The 18,360-nt window shown below is 71.4% G+C and carries 6 protein-coding genes; 2 read left to right on the top strand and 4 right to left on the bottom strand.

What is annotated here, in order from left to right; all coding sequences use genetic code 11:
* Positions 1-58 precede the first annotated feature (58 nt).
* From JIX55_RS36740 to JIX55_RS36725, 4 genes are all read right to left on the bottom strand, one after another.
* Positions 59-1,426 (bottom strand): hypothetical protein, encoded by a 1,368-nt coding sequence (locus JIX55_RS36740; RefSeq protein ID WP_257567522.1) that lies wholly within the window; start codon positions 1,424-1,426, stop codon positions 59-61.
* On the bottom strand, positions 1,423-2,016 hold the full coding sequence (locus JIX55_RS36735; protein ID WP_257567521.1) for a sigma-70 family RNA polymerase sigma factor: 594 nt from the start codon (positions 2,014-2,016) through the stop codon (positions 1,423-1,425). Before JIX55_RS36735 ends, JIX55_RS36740 begins: the two co-directional genes overlap by 4 nt.
* Positions 2,017-2,334: 318 nt before the next feature.
* Positions 2,335-2,634 (bottom strand): hypothetical protein, encoded by a 300-nt coding sequence (locus tag JIX55_RS36730; protein ID WP_149826643.1) that lies wholly within the window; start codon positions 2,632-2,634, stop codon positions 2,335-2,337.
* A gap of 119 nt (positions 2,635-2,753) precedes the next feature.
* A complete protein-coding gene (locus tag JIX55_RS36725; protein ID WP_257567520.1) occupies positions 2,754-5,006 on the bottom strand; it encodes a hypothetical protein in 2,253 nt (750 codons plus the stop codon).
* A gap of 283 nt (positions 5,007-5,289) precedes the next feature.
* Here JIX55_RS36725 and JIX55_RS36720 point away from each other — a divergent pair, with 283 nt between their 5' ends.
* Positions 5,290-15,618 (top strand): scabin-related ADP-ribosyltransferase, encoded by a 10,329-nt coding sequence (locus tag JIX55_RS36720; protein WP_257567519.1) that lies wholly within the window; start codon positions 5,290-5,292, stop codon positions 15,616-15,618.
* On the top strand, positions 15,615-18,299 hold the full coding sequence (locus JIX55_RS36715; protein WP_257567518.1) for a right-handed parallel beta-helix repeat-containing protein: 2,685 nt from the start codon (positions 15,615-15,617) through the stop codon (positions 18,297-18,299). Before JIX55_RS36720 ends, JIX55_RS36715 begins: the two co-directional genes overlap by 4 nt.
* Positions 18,300-18,360: the final 61 nt, after the last annotated feature.

Raw genomic sequence — 18,360 nt, 5'->3', positions numbered from 1 at the left:
TCGGGTACGGCGTGCGGGCCGGGGCCTGTCGTGGGGCTCGGGGCCCGTCCGACAGGCGTCAGTCCTCTCGTGTGCCGGAGGAGGCCGCGGTGGTGCGGTTCCGGGCTGCGGCCGGTTCGGCGAGCAGGTCGGATCCGGTGGCGGTCCGGGCGGGGGCCGTGGCCCGGAGGGTGGACCTCTCCGGCTCCTCCGGGAGGACCTCGGCTGCCTCCAGTGCCTGGGTTTCCTCGAGTTGCCGGGCTTCCTCGAACTCCTGCGGCCGGCGTTCGCGGGTGCGGGGCAGCTGCCGCGTGGGTGCGCCCCGGCGCGGGGCGGACTCGCGGCGCAGCCGACGGCGGTCCGCCCGGACGGCGGCGGCGACGGCTCCGCCCAGCGGAGACGAGTCCGCGTCCAGCCCCAGCTCCGGCGCGACCACGCGGCCGCGTCCGTCGACCCGCAGGGCCCAGCTGTGCCCCGCCACCCGGCCGTCGATCAGGCAGACGACGGCGCCCGAGGCGGCGAGGGCGCTCAGCCGCCGCGCCTGTTCCGGGCTGGGGGCGGCGCAGACGACCACGGTCGTGGCGGCGCGACCGGACTCCTCGAACTCACCGGCGACTTCGGTCTCCCCGTGCTCCTCCGACGCGTCGTCCAGGTCGCGCAGCAGGGCGTCGAGCCGCTGCCCCCGGTACTGCGGATGAACCCCGTCCGCGACGATGACCGAGGCCCCGCTGCCGGACCGGTCCAGCTGTGCGGCCAGGGCCTGGAGCAGGCGGCCCCGGGCGGCGGTGTCGCCCTCGACGGTGATCAGCCGTGGTCCGGCGGCCAGATCGAGGTGGACGCAGGCGTCGTCGGCCATGCCGATGGCGACCGGCAGCGGACGGAGGTGCGCACCGGTGCGGGGCCGGCCCTGCGACAGCCCGTCCGCCTCCGTCAGGGGAAACTCCCAGCGCTGCGGTCCGGGTTCGCCGGGCCTCTCCCAGGGGGCGGGCGGTTCGGGCAGCGGGCGGGCGGCGATCTGCACGGCCGCGAGCCCGGGTTCCGTCCGCACCGCGTGGGGAACCGCTCCGGGCGCGTCGGCCAGCGCCGCCGCGGCCGCGTCCAGCAGCCGTCGTACGAGCAGGCCGCTTCGGGGGTCGGACAGTTGACGGGCCAGGGCACGTACGCCGCGACGGTGGCGCCGGTAGGTGCGCAGCGGTTCGCCGAACGCCCGCCGGGTCAGGGTCAGCTCACGGCCGACGCCACGGCGGAAACGCCGCCAGCCGCCCCGTTTGCGAATCAGGTGCCGAAGCAGCGGAATGAGCAGCAGCAGGACGACCACGGCCACGATGACGACCGTGAGCAGCGAGTCGTTGGGCTTCCCCAGCGCGATGACCGAGCCGTACGCCGAGTCGGGGGCGGTCGGGCCGGACGTGACCGGGCCGGGACTCGTCACGGCCGGCGTGGTCATGCCGCCGCCAGCGTGTGCTCCGGGTGCCGGCGGCGCAGCTCCCGTATGGCGTGATGGGTCCGGGACTTCACCGTGCCCGGCGGTATGCCCAGGGCATCGGCGGCGTCGGAGCCGGTGCAGCCGAGGACGTAGACGTAGAAGAGCACCTCGCGGTGGGGGTGCGAGAGCCGTGAGAGGGCGTGGACCAGGAAGCGGCGCTGGACGGCCTGGCTCATCGGGTCCACCGTCTCGGCGTGCTGCTCCAAGGTGTGTTCCTGCTGGATCTCGGCGTGCGGCCGCTCGCGCCGGGCCCAGTCGATCACCAGGTTGTGCGCCACCCTCATCAGCCAGGCCCGGGACGGTGACCAGCCCGGCGGCTGGTCCGCGGTGCTCAGCCATGCGCGTACCAGGGTCTCCTGGACGAAGTCCTCGGCCCGCTGCCGGTCACCGCGTATCAGACCGGACACATAGCGCAGAAGCGGACCGTGGTGTTCTTCGTAGAGCCTGCGGATGGAGCCGTCGCCGGAGTGTGCCGCTTCATCGGTGGGCGGCGCTTCGGCGGAGGCAGGACCACTCCCGGTCGGAACGGGACTGGGTATGGACGTTCTCATAGATTCCCCCAGGGCCGGCGTGAGTCTTCTGTGCCGGTCCGGTCGATCGCCGCGAGCGCGGCGTTGGCTGGGCAGGGCTGAGCACGGGTACCCGGGGTGACCTCACGGTTCGTGGGTGGAACGTGAGGTTCCGCAAGGGGGAGTCTATGAGTCGTTGTGTTGCTTTCAAGGGTTCCTGAGAGGAACCTGAGGTTACCGATGAGTTGTCCGAAAACCCGAACAGGGGCGCCGGTCCGGGGGATGGACCGGCGCCCCTGCGGAAGGGATACCGACGGAGGGGAATCGGGGTCGGTATCCCCGTTTCGGGGTGGACCCGGCTCAGGTGGGGATGCCGCCGGCGATCTGCGAGTCCAGGTTGTTCACGGCGTTGCAGACGTCACGGAACTGCTTGGAGAACTGCGTGATGTTGTTCACGGCCTCGGTCAGCGACTTGTTGAAGTTCGCGTAGGACGTCTGCATCTTCGGGCTGGTCGCCGTCAGCAGCAGGCCGCCCTGGAGGAGGTTCTCGACGTCGGCCTGCAGTGACGACAGCTGGGGGACCAGGGTGTCGCTGACGGCGGAGTCGAGCTTCTTGGCGGTGCTTTCGATTTCCTCGTCGTCGATGACGTTCTTGGGCATGGTGCACCTCTGTTTCTGTCACGTGGGCGCACACCGGTCGTTCGGTGTGCGAGGGGCCCGGCGGCGCCGGGAAGGCGCGCGCAGGGAGTTTGGGGGGTGGGGCGGGGCCCCACGGGGGGTCAGCGCCAGTTCTCGCCGAGGGTTCCTAGGGGCGGTTCGGCACTGCTGCGTTCGTGCTGGGTGATGGACTCCCTCAGGTACCAGGTCCCGTTCTCGGCGCGCTGCCAGATCTCCTGGACCTCGTTGCTCGCGTCCGCCACGAAACGGGTGCCCGTGTTCTCGTTGGTGACGACCTTGGTGAGGGAACCGTCGGAGCCCGTGTAGTCGGTCCGGGTGACGCCCTCCTGCACCGTGGTCGTCCGCCCCGGGGCGGAGGAGCCGGACGGACGGCCGTCCCCGTCGACGAGCGGGTTCTCCACCGTGAGATACGCGGGGGGCCTGTCCAGCCGCTGTTGGACATCCTCCTGGCCGGCCTCGGAGTTGAGGTAGGTCTCCTTGTCCATGGTCAGCTCCCAGTCGCCGTCCGGCCGCTTGGTCCAGATCTGGAGCGTGTCCCGGCCGGTCTCGTCGGTGACGTAGCGCTTCATCCACCCGTCGGGCGATCCCTCGGGCGAGGAGTCCATGTAGATCTTGGTGACGGAACCGTCGGAGCCGCGGATCGTCGACACGGAGTCGCCTTCCCGCGGCAGCGAGCGGTGCGTCTCGGAGTACGACAGGCCCGTGTTCTTGTTGGTGACGGTGGTCGTCGTCTCGACGGGGTTGCCGTCCTTGTCGACCTTGATCTCGCCGTTCTCGTCGAGCTGGTACGACACCGTGGTGGTGCTGTTGGCGTCCTCCATCGTGAAGCCCTTGGGGACGAAGGCCTCCTCGGGCAGATCGTCCAGCTGACCGCGCATTCCCCTGAGCCGGCCGACCTCTTCGTCGTGATCCGGATTCCAGTCGCGCAGCTTGTCGTGCTCCTCGCCGAAGCTGTCCTGGAGGTCCTGCTGCCGTTGCTGGACGGGCTTCTCCTCCTCGGTCAGCGCGGTCTGCGCCTTGTCGGTGTCCGACTGGTCGTCCCACAGCTCCTTCTGGCGGTCCTGCAGGTCCTTCGACTCCTGGTCCAGGGGGTCCAGCCGTGTCTGGAGGCCGGCGCGTTCGGCGTCCAGGCCGTCCTGCTTCTCCTGTACCGCGTCCTCGACCTCCTTCTGGGTGGACCTCTCCAGGGCCCAGAGGTCCTTCTGCTTGGTCTGGAGTCCGTCCTGCCGCTCGGAGAGGGGCTCCTGGGCGCGGCTCAGCGCGTCGCGCTCGTCATCGAGTTCCTTCTGCCGCTCACGGAACGGGTCGAACGCCTTCTCCTGGTCGCGCTGTTCCCGCTCCAGGGCGTCCCATCGCTCGGCTAGCCCCTTGCCCTCGGACTCCCACAGGGCGTCCCGCTCCTTGTCCAGGGCGTCCTGCTTGCGCTGCCAGGCGTCGAGGTCCGCCTGGGTGGCGTTCCCCTTGCCGAGCAGGGTCTCGCGTTCCCGCCAGAGGGCGTCCTGGCGTTCCTGGAGGGCGTCCTGCTTGCCGTCGTAGGCCTTCTGCTCCTGCTCGAGGGCGGTGGCCTTCTTCTCCATGGCCGCGTCCTGCTCCGCGCGGAGGGCCTTCTCGTCCGCCCAGAGCTGCTGCTGTTCGCGCTGGAGTTCCTCCTGCTGCCTCAGCAGCGGCTCCTGGTCCTTGCGGAGGGCCTCGTACTCCTTCTGCAGCTCGTCCCGCCCGGCCTGGAGCTTCTCGTCGCGCTGCTTGAGGAGTTCCTTCTCCTCCTGCCAGAGCTGCTGCTGTCTGGCCTGGAGTTCGTCCTGCTGCTTCAGCAGGGGCTCCCGCTTCCTGGCGAGCTCGTCCTGCTCCTTGTTGAGCTCTTCCTGTCTCTTCTGCTGGGCCGCGGTCTGTTCGTCGAGCTTCCGCCGCTTCTCGACCAGGGCGTCCTGTTCCTTCTTCAGGCGCGCCCGCTGGGTCTCGTAGCGGGCCTCCAGTCTTCTGGCCTGGTCCGCGCGGAGCTTGCCGTCCAGCTTCTGCTTGCGTATCTCGTTGTGCCGGGTGGCCTCGTCGCGGACCTGGGAGGTGACCTGCTGGGCCGCGCCGGCGGCGTGGGAGGCGTCCTGGTCGTAGAAGGCCTTGCCCGCCTTGTCGAGGAGGTTCCCGAGGTCGGTCATGACCTGCCAGCCCTCACCGAAGGACTTCTTCCAGGCGCCGTAGAAGTCCTCCAGGGCCTCGGCCGTGTCCCGGCGGGGGCCGATGTCCCCCGGGGCGAACGTCTTGTCCGTCTGCGAGGTGACGTCCAGTTCGTCGCGGAGGTGCCACAGGTGGCGCGCGAGGACGGTCATCAGGTCGTAGTCGTAGGAAACGCGGACCATGCATCCGTCCTTTCTCCGACACAGTCGTGATCTTCGTGAGCTGACCGTCAAGGTCGGCGTCGAGTCGCCCTGTAGACGAGGACACGGGTCCGGATGGTTCAAAGAGATTTCGTCCGCACTGCTCTGACCGGCCAGTACTGTGGCGTGCGCCACTTTCTTGAACTCTCGGCCCACCCAGGAACGTCTGCCTTCCGTACCGCGGCGCACCCTCGCGCGCCGGGTCGGCCGGGGCACGCCGTCGGCCTCGGCCCGACCCCAGGTCCTGGACACCGTGGAGGAATCGTTGGCCACCTCCGACGAGTGGGGCAGAGTCGGATTCACCGGCAATCCGGTGACGGGGAATCCGGGCGTCATCGACAGCATCACCAAGGAGCTGCGCGACCTCAGTGATCTGGCCGGCCGGGTCGACGGCGGCCTCGACGCCCTGCTGACGAAGGCCGAGGACGGGGGCTTCGAGGGCCGGACCGCCGACGCCCTGCGCACCTACGTCAAGGACGAGCTCAAGACGTTCATGGCGAACATCAACCGCTCCTTCGACATGGCGGCCAATGCCACGGCCCGCTATGCGCGCGCCCTCGGGGACTCGCAGGACCGGGCCGAGAACGCCGCGGACACCGTCGCCGCGCTGGAGCGGGTCGGCGGTCAGCCGCTGCCCGACAACGATCCGGAGATGACCCGCGCCCGCAACGAGGTGGACGCCGAGATCGACGCCATCCAGGCCGAGGCGAAGATCCTGGAGGAGGCGCTGCGCGAGGCGGCCCGGCTGGTGTCGCGGCCCGTGAAGAAGCCGAAGAAGAGCTTCTGGAAGCGTTTCGTGTCGACGTTCTTCAAGGTCCTGGAGATCGTCGCGCTGGTCATCACCCTCGTCGCGGTCATCATCGGCGGCCCGCTGGGCCTGGTGGCCTTCGGACTGGGCGCGGTGCTCTTCGCCAAGGCCCTCGTCGACTACGCCATGGGCAACGGCAACGCCCTCAGCCTGGGCCTCGCCTTCCTCGGCATCCTGTTTCCCTCGACGAAGGGTCTCACCACCCTCGGCGGGCTGGCCCGCATGGCCTCGTCGGCCGGGAAGGCCCTCGGCGGCGCCCTCTCCGCGAGCGGGCGGCTGCTGTTCCGGGGCGGCAGGATGCTGTTCTCCTCCCCCGGCAGACTCCTGTCGCTGGCCGGACAGGGCCTCGTCCGGTTCGGCAGCGGGCTCGGCAGCCGGGCCGCGGGCGGGTTCATGGCGCTGCCCCGGGTCCTGTCCAGGACGCCCGCGATGCTGGGGTCGGCCCTGAGGTTCATGGGCGGATTCGCCCGGAGCACCTTCCGGCAGGGCTGGTCCGCGCTGACCCGCGACTTCGTCGAGTCGACCGCGTTCGTCGGCGGCAACATGGCCGGGCGGCTCGGTGTCTTCACGGTCATGAGCCTGGGCCGGCTCACGATGACGGCGCTGCTGCCCATGAGGTACTCCGAGATCGCCCGGTTCGGCTACCGGGGCGCCTTCCGTATGGGGTTCGTCGATCGCGGCCTGCACTTCACCCCGCGGACCGTCGGCACGCTCGGCAGGACGGGCTCCCTGACCGGGGACCTCACGAACCTGACGGGCCGCAACCTCGACCGGGGCGGAAGCCTGCGCCCGGTGAACGGCACGGACACCGACAAGCTCGCCGTGCCCGGGACTCCGGCGTTCAACGACACCCTCGACGAGCTGGCCGAGATCTCGGTGACACCGGTGACGGCTCCCCGTTCCCCCGGGTTCAGCTCCCTGACCGGCTCGGGCACCCCCCGTATGCCGGGCCGCCTCGACGACATGGGCGGCCGGCTCAACACCCTGGACACGCTCGCCACGGTGGGGCTGCCGGTCGGCACGGTCCCCGGCGGCCGGCCGCTCGGCACGCTGAACCCCGTGACCGGCCGGGTGGGCGACGACCTGATGCCCCCTCGGCTGCGCACCACGCTCACCCTGTTCGACCGGGTGGACGAGTTCGGCGTCCCCCTCACCCCGGGCTCCCCCACCACCCTGCTGCCGCCGCGCCACACGGTCGACCAGCTGCGGGACCTCGACGAACTGACGGGCATGGAGCGCACCGGAACCGGGCTGCTCAAGCCCCTGGACGAGCTGTCGGACCTGGCGGGGCTGAGCCTCGACGGCAAACTCGGCGGTCTGACCGAGTTCCAGGTGAGCAAGATCCTGGACGGCGAGATCGACCTGGTGAACGTCACTCCGGACGGAGTCGTCCTGCGGATCGGGAAGACCGATCCGGTGGACGTCCGGGTGCAGTTGAAGGACGGGGTGAAGGTCGACGTCCTCGGACCGTCCGACCCCCGCGTCCCGGCCTGGAACACAACGACCGGCGCCGACCGTCTGGACGAGCTCGGGATCAAGCTCGACGACCTCACCAGGTTGATCCCCGACACCACCGACGGCTCCCGCGCCGCACGTGATCTGCTCGGCCTGGGACCGGTCCGGACGGACCTCACCACCCCGGTCGCCAAGAGCACCGCCTTCACGCCGTTGACCCTGCGGGACATCGTCACCGGCGGAGCCACCGGCAAGCTCGCCACGGAACGCTTCCAGGCCTGGGTGCGCACCCAGTCCACCCAGCTCCAGCTGGACACCGCCGGACGCAGGCTCGGCGAACTCGACGAGCTGACCGACGTACCGCCGCTGAGCCGCGCCAAGGCCGAGCTGGATCTGAGCGCCGCACGACTCGACTTCGACCGGTCCCGGATCGCGTTCGACCGGTTGGGGCTGAACCTGGACACCGTCCGCAGGGACATCACGGTGATGATGATGACCCGCGTGGACGGCCCGGCGGGCACCATGCCCACCGGTGAACTGCGGCTGCTGGACGACCTCGGGCGGCCCAACGGTCAGTGGATCACCATGGAGCCCGGGCCGACCGTCACCTGGGTGCTCAGGTCGGACGCCGGGATCGTCCCCGACGTCAAGGTGCGGATGGCCGACGGCGTGTTCACGGTCACCACCCCCGAGGGTGTCGTCACCCGATTCGGCGCCGACGGCCGTCCGACGGTCCTCGGCGATCCCGGATCGGTCACGCTTCCCCGGCTGCCGGGGACGGGCATGGACGAGGTGGTGCTGCCCGCGCCGCGCCAGCTGGACCGGCTGGCCTTCGCCGCCGACCGCTCCATCGACATCCAGACCATCACGCCGGCGCCGGTGTGGCGCGCGACCGACGAGACGCTGTGGCGCATCGGCGGCAAGCGCCCCCTCGACCAGATCTTCAGCGAGGGGTTCACCGTCCGCGATCCCCTGGAGACCAGCCTGGACGTCATGGTCAGGACCGGTCAGCCGTCGGCGTTCCTGAGCACCACCACCGACAAGAACCTCATCTGGGACGGCATCTTCAAGTTCGAGATCGAGGCCTCCGGCGGGATCGACGTCGGCAAGACCTTCGAACGCTCCATGGGCACGGACGCCTGGCGGGCATCGGGCTGGGCGTCGGAGAACGAGATCGCCTTCCCCGGCGGTATCGCCTCGGAGTTCATCCGTGGCGCGTACCGGATGGACGCCCAGCACAACCTCCTCGAATGGATCCCCAACCCCAACTTCGGGGGCAACAACCCCCTCCCCGAGCTGGCGGTGGATCTGAAGGGCGCCGGGGAGGGCACCTCGGGCATCAGCGCGCTGGACTTCCAGGGGCTGTCCCTCGACGACCAGCTGCGGCTGCTGGACCAGCTCGATCTGGGCGAGACCAGGGCCTTCGACGACATCGGCTCCCTGAACGGGAGCAACGCCCTGGACGAGGTGGGAAGCCAGCTGGACGATCTCGGGTATCTCTCGGACGAGTTCCAGTTCGACCGCTTCGACGCGCCCGCGCCCCGGGCCGAGACCGTGCTGGTGGACCCGCAGAACTTCGCCGGGGTGGCCAGCTTCCGAATGGAGTGGCAGCGCACCCCGCTGGACGAGGGCGGGTTCATGTTCACCGACCAGGCCGGGGACATCCGGCTGGTGTTCGACGCGGGCGAGGTCCTCCGGTTCAGTGATGTGCGGCTCCCGATCGGAGACGGCTTCGTCCGCTTCGACGCCAACGCGGGGCCGGGCTCCCTGCCCCGGATCGTCGGGCAGGACGGAGTTCCACTGCCCGGCGGTGCGACGATCGAGCCGGTCAGGGGCGCGCTGGGCGTGGTCACCGGTGTACGGGTGCAGTCCCTCGACGGCGCCTGGGTCGGCCGGTTCGACCTGGACGGTACGCGGCTGTCCGAGCAGCTGACCCTCTCCGGCCCTGTCGGCGGGCCACTGACCGGGTCCCGGCTGACCACGACGTTCACACAGCTGCCCGGCGGCGCGCAGTCGGCGGCGTACCGGCTGACCGTGCCGGGGCTGGGTGACGGCGCCTTCACTGTCGTACGACTGGACGGGGATCTGGCCCAGCGGCTGCCCGGCGGGTTCTCGGTGACCGACACGGCGACCGGGGGGCGGTTCGTCCTCGACCGGGGCGGACGGTTCGTGGACCTTCCGGCGGAGGGCGCGACGCCGATACGCCTGGACGTGTCCGGGTCGACGGTTCCGGACACGAGCGCGGGCCCGCTGACGACGCTCGACAACCTCGGCGAAGTCGGTGACCTCGCCAGACTCGGGGAACTCGGCGACCTCGGTGAACTGGGCACGGTGAACCGCCTCGCGCTGCCGGATCTGCCGCGTACGAACCTGATGCCGGAGCCCTCCGGCCTCGACGCCCGGTTCGGGGCGTCCGTGACCGACGGCGCCCCGACGCCGGTGAATCCGGCCCGCTTCGACGGCATGGCCCTGTCCGGGGCGGACGAGTTGTCGAACCTGCGGTTGCGGGTCACGGAGTTCCCCGCGACCGATCTGGCGCCGGCGTCGTTCCGGATCGACGTGATGGACTTCGGTGCCCCGGGTGGTCCGGTGCGGCTGGAGAACGTAACGGTGACCCTCCACGAGGGCGGCGGGCTGGGCATCTCGGGTCCGCAGGGCGGTGTGCGCTGGCAGTTCGACGCGCTGGGGCAGCTGGAGTACCGGGAACTGCCGCTGACCGGCACCGACTTGGCGCTGCGCTTCACCGACGACGCCGTGAACCCCATGCCGAGGGTGTTCGGCCCGGACGGGGTGCCCGTCCAGGGTGCGACGCTCACGCCGGTCCGGGACGCGACCGGCACCCTGAGCGAGCTGACCGTGCGGGTGCCCGTGCCGGACACGGGAGGGCTCACGGCGGTGTGGCGGTTCGAACCCGGCGGCGCCCTGCGCCAACAGGAGCTGCCGCTCACGCTGCCGGGCATCGACGGCCCGGCGGGCCTGGGCGTCAAGGTGACGATCACCCCCGGACCGGGCGGGACCATGACCAGGGTCCTCGAACTGACCGGGCCGTCGAACCTCACCGGTTCCTTCCGGCTGGGCCCGATGGACGGCTCCCTCGCCGGACGGCTGCCGAACGGCTTCGCGGTCACCGACACCGTCACCGGCGCCCGCTTCCACTACGACGCGAACCGCAGCCTCGCGATATGGGACGTACCCGCCCGGGACGGCTCCGGCTTCCTCCGCTTCACCGAGGGCGCGGCGCCCGGCACCCCGCCGGTCCGGCTCGACGAACTCGGCGATCTCGGCGCCTTCGCCGGTGACCTGGGCGATGTGTCGCGGATCTTCGACCGCACGCTCGACGAGGCGGGCGGCGTGCGAGGCCCCCTGGACGACCTCGGCCGCCTGACGGGTCCGGACGCGCCGCGCACCGACGCGCTCCCGGGACTGGACGATTTCGCCCCGGGGGAACGAGAGCTCGTCGACGGCCTCTGGGACAGCTTGGTCCAGGACGTACGGACCTTGACGCCCGAAGAACTGAACCGCGTCCGGGGTCCCGAATCACCGCGCACCGACACGCTCTCGGAACTCGGCGACCTGTCGGACACCGACCTGGAGGCCTTCCAGGCGCGCCTCGACAACATCAGGCGGATGGACGACGGGCCCCTGGGCGCGGACGAACCGCTCCACGTGCCGCTGTCCGGCGTGGACGACCTGGCGGACTTCGATCTGCGGGTGACACGCCTCCCGGCGACCGACGAGGCACCGCAGGGCTCGTTCCGGCTCGAACTGGCCGACCGCACGCCCGGCGGGACCGGACCGGTGCGCGCATCGGACTTCACGGTCGAACTGCTCGACGACAGCGGCAGGTTCGCCGTGATCGACCCGACCGGCACCACCCGGTTCACGTTCGGGCCGGACGGCCGTTTCCTCGGACGGGAGACCCTTCTCACCGTCGACGGACTGCCGGAGGGCATACGGCTCAATGTGACGGTCGTTCCCGGAGCGGACGGCACCGGGCGGATCGCGGTCGATCTGCTGGTTCCCTCCGGTGCCGCCGGCTCCGTCAAGTTCACCCCGACGACCGGCACTCTCGCCGCACGCCTGCCCAGCGGCTTCACCCTCACCGACACCATCACCGGCTCGCGCTTCCACTTCGACCACACCGGCCGCCTCGCCTTCCGCGACCTGCCGGACCGGGACGGCTCCGGATTCCTGCGCTTCACCGAAGGCGCCGGGCCCGACACACCGCCCGTCCGGCTCGACGAACTCGGTGACTTCGGCGGCGACCTGGGCCAACGCTTCCCGCTCGACTCCGTCCCGGAGACAGACGTCCTGGACGACGCCCTGGGCACCATCGACCTCGCCAACATGTTCGACCGCACGCTCGACGAGGCCTCGGGCGTGCGTACGGTGCCCGAGGGCGACCTGGTGGACCTGTCCGACGCCGCCGGTGCCATGGACTTCCTGCACGCCGCCCCCGACTCACACGGCCTCCAGGGGCTGGACCTGCCCGGCGTCCAGCAGCTCACGGAGGACGCGACCGCGTCGCTCGACAGGTTCGGTCTGCGCCCGGAGCTGCTCGGCGACCAGCTGCGGGAGTTGACCGGACAGGCCAGGCTGACGCTGCGGCGACAGGCCGTGGGCGCCCTCGACGAGTACCTGAACCTGCCGCGCGCGACCCGCCTCGAAGACCTTCAGTCCGTCACCCCGACCGGCCGCGTTCTCGGTGATTTCACGATCACGCCGACACCGCGCGGCGGGCCCGGAGGCAGCCGCTACGTGGTGCACCACAACCCGTCGGAGGTGACGCTGGGCTTCGACGCGAACCGCTCGCTGGTCTACCAGGAGGTGTTCCTGCGGGGCGGTCCGGCGGATCTGGACGGGCTGAAGCTCGGGATCACCGGCCGCTCGGCGGACGGCGGGCCGTGGACACCCGCCACGGTCGACTTCGCCGGCACCCGACCGGCCGACGACCTGTTCACGGTCGCCCCGAGAACCGAACTGCCCGGCGGTCTCATCCTCACCGACGCGGCCGGCACCACACACTGGCACTACGGCCCCGAGGGCGTGCACGCCTTCCGGGACGTCCAACTGCCCGGCGACCGGGGCGTGTTCCGCTTCGACGCGGGCACTCCCGGCGGCACACCGCAGGTGCTGGACTCGGCGAGCCGTGAACTGACAGGGTTCCGCGCCGAGTTGCTCGACGACGGCCGTATCGCCCTCATCCCCACCGGAAAGGGCGCCCAGCCCCTGGAGCGGACGGTGTTCGACCCGGCGGGCACCCTGCTGGAGGAGACGATCGCGATCCGCGGCAAGGGCGGCAGCTTCACCGGGGATTTCTGGAAGATCGACCACGTCTCCGGCAAGGCCGTCCGCACCGACGCCTCCGGCACCCCGCTCACCGGCCGCTTCGACACCGCCACGGTGGAGAGGTCCGGAACCGGCCAGTTCAGGCTGACCGGTGCCGATCCGGGCAAGGTGGCCCTCTTCGAGCGCGAGATCTTCAAGAACGGCAACGTCCTGCACCTCTCCCGGGACCGCTTCGGCCAGGCCCGCTGGACCGAGTTCGACGGCGCCGGGAACGCCTTCCGGTACGGGCGGCGGATCGGGGACGCGGACATGCGCACCCACCACGACGTACCGTCCGGTACCTGGCGCCGCCTGATCGACAACGCCGGTGACGTGCGGACGTACACCAAGGGCGCCGACGGCGGTCTGGTCCGCGCCGAGAAGGGCCCGGACGGCCGGTGGACCTGGCAGCGCTTCGACAAGAGCGGCACCGAGTCGCTGTCCGGCACCCGGCACTGGAGCTGGGACCACGTCGGGTTCAAGGACACCTACCTCGACCCGGCCACCGGCATGGAGACGGTGGCCCAACGCCGCGGCCGGACCTGGCCGTTCGGCGGCGAGCACGGGTCCCGGATGTACCAGGAGTACTCGGTGGTGCCGGGCCACGCGCCCGCCGGAGGCCGGGTGGACCCGGGCGCGTACACCGGCACCGGCTCGACGAACGCCCAGATCGAGAGCCTGGAGACACTGGCGGACGGCGGCAGCCTGCTCGTGAAGAGGTTCGCCGACATGCGTCCGCCCGCGTTCCTCTGGAAGAGCGCCGCCGGCCGCAGCCCGTTCGACGGGTTCTTCCGCGACCTGTTCGCCGGTGACTCCCTGCACCGCGTCAGCTTCTGGACCGAGACCGCCGCCGACGGCACCCAGGTGACCGGCGTCCGGCTCAACCCGTCCGGCTCCAACTGGGTCGACATCGACCAGTACGGCCGCATCGTGCGCGAGACCCGCAAGCTCGACAGCGGCAACGTCGTCGAGGTCGGGCGCAGCCTGGAGGACCCCACGCGCTGGGCGCCCGTCCCGGAGTACCGCAACGGCGGCTCGTACGAGCTGTCCTGGCGCGACACGACGAGCGGCACCACCGGCACCCGGCACGTCGACGGCACCGGCCGCTGGCGGGACCTCTTCACCGACGACCAGGGTGTCGAGCGGGTCCGGCTGCGCAGCGAGGGCCGGAACACCCGCGAGTACCTGTTCGAAGCGCCCTCCACCCGGGAACTCACCGTCAACGACAACGCGGGCGTCTGGGTCGACAGGAACTCCCTGCTGCACGTCACCGGCCGCCGCGACCTGATCGACGGCCGGATCGTCGAGTCGTCCGGCAGCCCGTACCGCACCTCCTGGACCTGGCGGGCCTTCTCCGCCGACGATCCGGCCACGGTGGTCGCCGAGGGCGTCCGCAAGCAGAACCGCGGCTCGTTCTACTCGAAGACCTGGGACGACTCCTTCGTCGACCTCGACCAACTCGGCAACCGGGTGCGCGAGCGCGACGCCACCGACTCCGCCGGCTCCTGGGTCGACGCGGTGAAGCAGTCCGACGGGTCCTGGACGTGGACGAAGACGTCCGCCGACGGCACGGTCCACCCCGGGGGCACCCGGGTGTACGACGACATCGCGGGCGGCGGCCACTGGCGGGACCTCGTGGACGGCCAGGTGGTCCGGCAGCGGAGCGGCGGCCGGGTCCGCGAGTTCGACTACAAGATCCTCACCCCCCAGCCGCCCGCCGCCCTGCCCACCACCGGCTCCCTTCGCGATCTCCTCGCCCACGCCGCCCGCCAGTTCGAGCCGCCGAGGACGGTGGAGATCAACACGCAGGTCTGGAAGGAGTACGACCTCGGCAAGGTGTTCCGCGAGCGGGTCGCCGTGGACGGCACCCCCGGCCGGTACCGGGAGGTCGACAAGCAGTGGGGGCAGTGGCGGGAGTTCCAGGACGGCCACCTGGTGGAGCAGCGCACCTTCACCGGGCGGGTCTGGAAGACCGACGCGTTCGGCCGCTGGAACACCTCCGGCCCGGCCGTGATCCCCGAGTACCTGGCCGGCGCTCTGCCCCGCATCGGCGACGAGGTCGGCCTGCCCGGCGACCGCGGCTGGCAACTGATCGGCCGGGAGACGGACTTCCGCGGCGCCGAGATCGAGGCGCTGGGTCTGCTCCGGGAGGTCCAGGACCCCTGGCACGGCGTGTTCACCGGGGTCAAGGACGGGATCTCGGCCGAGATGCCCGTCTGGCAGCGGGAACTGCGCGCCGCGCTGACGACGTTCAGCACCGGCTTCGTCACCGACTTCACCGCGAGCCTGGTGATCACCGAGCTCACCAACGACGGCGACCTCAAGGCACTCGACGTCTACAAGGCGCTGCTGGCCGGCGGTGTCGGCGGCACCTTCAGCAGCGGACTCAACGTCCTCTACAACCGCACCGCACTGGGCTACTTCAAGAACAGCCTGGGCGCGCGGGACTGGGGCGCGCACCCCAAGCAGTCCATGGCCTCCAACACCGACGACTGGGCCACCGACTGGGCCGCCCAGGAGAAGCCGACCCGCTGGCGCAACGCCACCTACGCCAACACCGTGGGCATCGCCACCAGCGCGCTCAGCGGCTTCGTCTCCAACGCCATCAGCGCGTCGGTCTTCGGCGTCAACGGCAACGAGGTCAAGGGCGTGGACGCCCTGGTGGCCGGTCTGTGGGGCGCCGGCGCCTCCGCGTTCAGCGGTGTCACCACCGGTCTGGCGCGGAACGCCTTCCACCTCACCACCGGCGCCCGGGTCTTCCACAAGGGCGGCATCGGCGAACTGGGCATGAACTGGGGCGAGTCCGCGCTGGCCCGGTACCTCGCCTTCCTGATCGCCGAGGAGGACAAGGCGAACGGCAACAACCTGCCTTCCCCAGGCCGGTCGTTCCCGGCCCCGCCCACGACGCCGACCACGGCCGCGTCCACGACGGCACCTTCACAACAGCGGCAACCGGCCTCCGATCCGGCCGCCCTGCTCACCGACGGATTGGAGTTCCCGTGACCCCCACCGCCACCGTGCACCGGGTCGCCCCCAAGGGCCGCGGCGCGCACCGCAGCATCGCCTCCGCCCTACGCGCGGCCCGCGACGGCGACGAGATCCGCATCGCCCCGGGCGAGTACGTCGAGCAGCTGCTCCTCGACCGCGCGGTGCGCCTGCTGCCGGAGGACGGTCCGGAGCGCGCCGTACGGCTGCTGGCCGCGTCCCCCGGCCGGCCCGTGCTGGAGGTGACCGCCCCGGGGGTACGCGTCGAGGGCATCGCCCTGACCGGCCAGGACCCGTCCCGGCCGGCCGTACTGGTCGGCTCCGGCGATCTGGAACTGGACGCCTGCGGGATCTCCGGCGGCCGGGTCGAGGCGGGCGGCGACGCCTCGCTCACGCTGACGGACTGCCGGGTCTCGGGGGCCGAGCTGGCCGCCGTGCACCTCAACACCACCGGCTCGGCACGGCTGACCCGGGTCGTGGTCGAGGACATCGAGGGCACTGGAGTCGTCATCGGCTCCCGCGCCGTCGCCGTGGCCACCGAGCTGACCGTACGGCGGGTCACCGGGTCCGGTGTCCGTGTACGGGGCGCCGCCCGGGCCGTGCTGCGCGAGTGCCGTATCTCAGGGCCGGGCCGCAGCGGTCTGCTGGTGGAGGACGAGGCGTCCGTCGCCGCGCTGGACTGCCGGGTGGCGGAGACGGCCGTCGAGGGCGTGCGGGTGCTGGGCAGTTCGGCCCGCCCCGAGGACGTTTCGGACGAGGAGAGCGCGGACGGAGGTGTCCTGCTCACCCGCTGCGAGATCCTGCGCACCGGCACGGACGGCGTCGCCGTCTCCGGCACCGGGGACGTCCTGCTGACCGACTGCCGTCTGCGGGACGGCTCGGGGCCCGGTGTGAGCGCGGACGGCGAGAGCCGCGCGGAGCTGGTGGACTGCCAGGTCGACCGGGCGCACGGCTCGGGTCTGGTGACCCGGGGCTCCGCCCGGCTGACCGCCGAGGGCACATCGGTGACCGGCAGCCGGGCCAACGGTCTGCTGGCGGGCGACCGTTCCGAGGTGCGCATGACCGCCGGTGACATGACGGAGTGCTCCTTCAGCGCGGTGCACGCCTGCGAGGAGTCCCAGGTGACGCTCACGGCGTGCCGTATCGCGTCGACCGCGGAGCACGGGATCCGGGCCACCGACCGCGCCGGGCTCACCGTCGAGGGCGGCCGCATCACGGACTGCGGACTGTCCGGGGTGCAGATCGACAGCGCGGCTCAGGTCCGGATGCGCGGCCTCTCAGTGGTGCGCGGCCGGGCGGGCATCACCACCGAGTCGACCGGAACGGTGGTCCTGGAGGAGTGCGACGTCACGGACGCCGAGCGGGCCGGCATCTCCTGCGGCACGGGGACGGCCCCGGTCCTGCGGGACTGCCGGATCAGCGGGACCGGCACGGCCGGCCTGGTGATCGGCGAACGGGCCGCGCCCAGCGTCGAGGGCTGCACGGTACGGGACGCCGCCGGCTCCGGTCTGGTGGTGGGCCCGCAGGCCGAACCCCGGGTCAAGTCGCTCACGGTGGCCCGGACCGGCAAGAACAGCCTCTTCGTCGGTGAGAAGGCCCGCGGCACCTTCGAGGACTGCGTCTTCGCCGGGGCCGGCAGCGACGGCACGGCCTTCCCCGCGCTGCACGTGTCGGCCGGCGGCGCACCCGTACTGCGCGGCTGCCTGGTCCGGGACACCGAGGAGGACGTGGCCCTGGAGAAGGGCGCCCGGCCCGTGTTCGACGACTGCCTGTCCCGGGACGTGAAGAACCCCTCCCTGCCGACCGGCGCGGACCAGTCCCTGGCGGCCGCCGGAAGCCCGGGCGCGGACCCGCAGACCAGCGCGCGGGAGACCGAGGCTCCCCCCGAGGACACCATCGAGGACCTGCTCGCCGAGCTCGACGGACTCGCCGGCCTGGACCGCGTCAAGCAGGACGTCTCGTCCCTGGTGAAGCTGATGCGGATGGTCCGCCGCCGCGAGGAGATGGGCCTGGCCCCGCCCCCACTCAGCCGCCACCTCGTCTTCACCGGCAACCCGGGCACCGGCAAGACCACCGTCGCCCGGCTCTACGGCCGCATCCTGGCAGCCGTCGGCCTGTTGGAGCGCGGCCATCTGGTCGAGGCCGACCGCTCCGCCCTGGTCGGCGAGTACGTCGGCCACACCGGCCCGAAGACCTCCCGTGTCTTCCAACAGGCCCGGGGCGGCGTGCTGTTCATCGACGAGGCGTACTCCCTCACCCAGTACGCCGGGTCCAACGACTTCGGCCAGGAGGCGATCGCCACCCTGCTGAAGCTGATGGAGGACCACCGCGACGACGTGGTGGTGATCGTCGCCGGATACCTCAAGGAGATGGAGGTGTTCGTCCGGTCCAACCCCGGCCTCGCCTCACGCTTCAACCGCACCCTGCTCTTCGAGGACTACGGCAGCGCGGAGCTGGTCAGCATCGTCGAGCACCAGGCCGCACAGCACCAGTACGAACTGGCCCCGGACGCCCGCGAGTCGCTGGCCGCGCGCTTCGACGCGATGCCCCGGGACCGCGGTTTCGGCAACGGCCGTACGGCACGCCAGCTGTTCCAGGCCATGACGGAACGCCAGGCCTACCGCATCGCCGAACTGCCGGACGCCTCGGAGTCCGACGTGATGACGCTCAAGCCGGAGGACATCCCGCGGAGCCTGTGAGCCACCCCGTACGCACCCCCTCATGCGCCCTCTTGCACGGACAACCCTCTAAGGACCGACC

The sequence above is a fragment of the Streptomyces sp. DSM 40750 genome (assembly GCF_024612035.1).
In the GTDB taxonomy this organism is placed as follows: Bacteria; Actinomycetota; Actinomycetes; order Streptomycetales; family Streptomycetaceae; genus Streptomyces.
Note: the sequence above shows the minus strand (reverse complement) of the source record. Positions and strands in the feature narration are given on the sequence as shown.

Coding starts and splice junctions, on each gene's coding strand:
- JIX55_RS36740 (WP_257567522.1), bottom strand. CDS start 1,426: ATGACCACGCCGGCCGTGACGAGTCCCGGCCCGGTCACGTCCGGCCCG.
- JIX55_RS36735 (WP_257567521.1), bottom strand. CDS start 2,016: ATGAGAACGTCCATACCCAGTCCCGTTCCGACCGGGAGTGGTCCTGCC.
- JIX55_RS36730 (WP_149826643.1), bottom strand. CDS start 2,634: ATGCCCAAGAACGTCATCGACGACGAGGAAATCGAAAGCACCGCCAAG.
- JIX55_RS36725 (WP_257567520.1), bottom strand. CDS start 5,006: ATGGTCCGCGTTTCCTACGACTACGACCTGATGACCGTCCTCGCGCGC.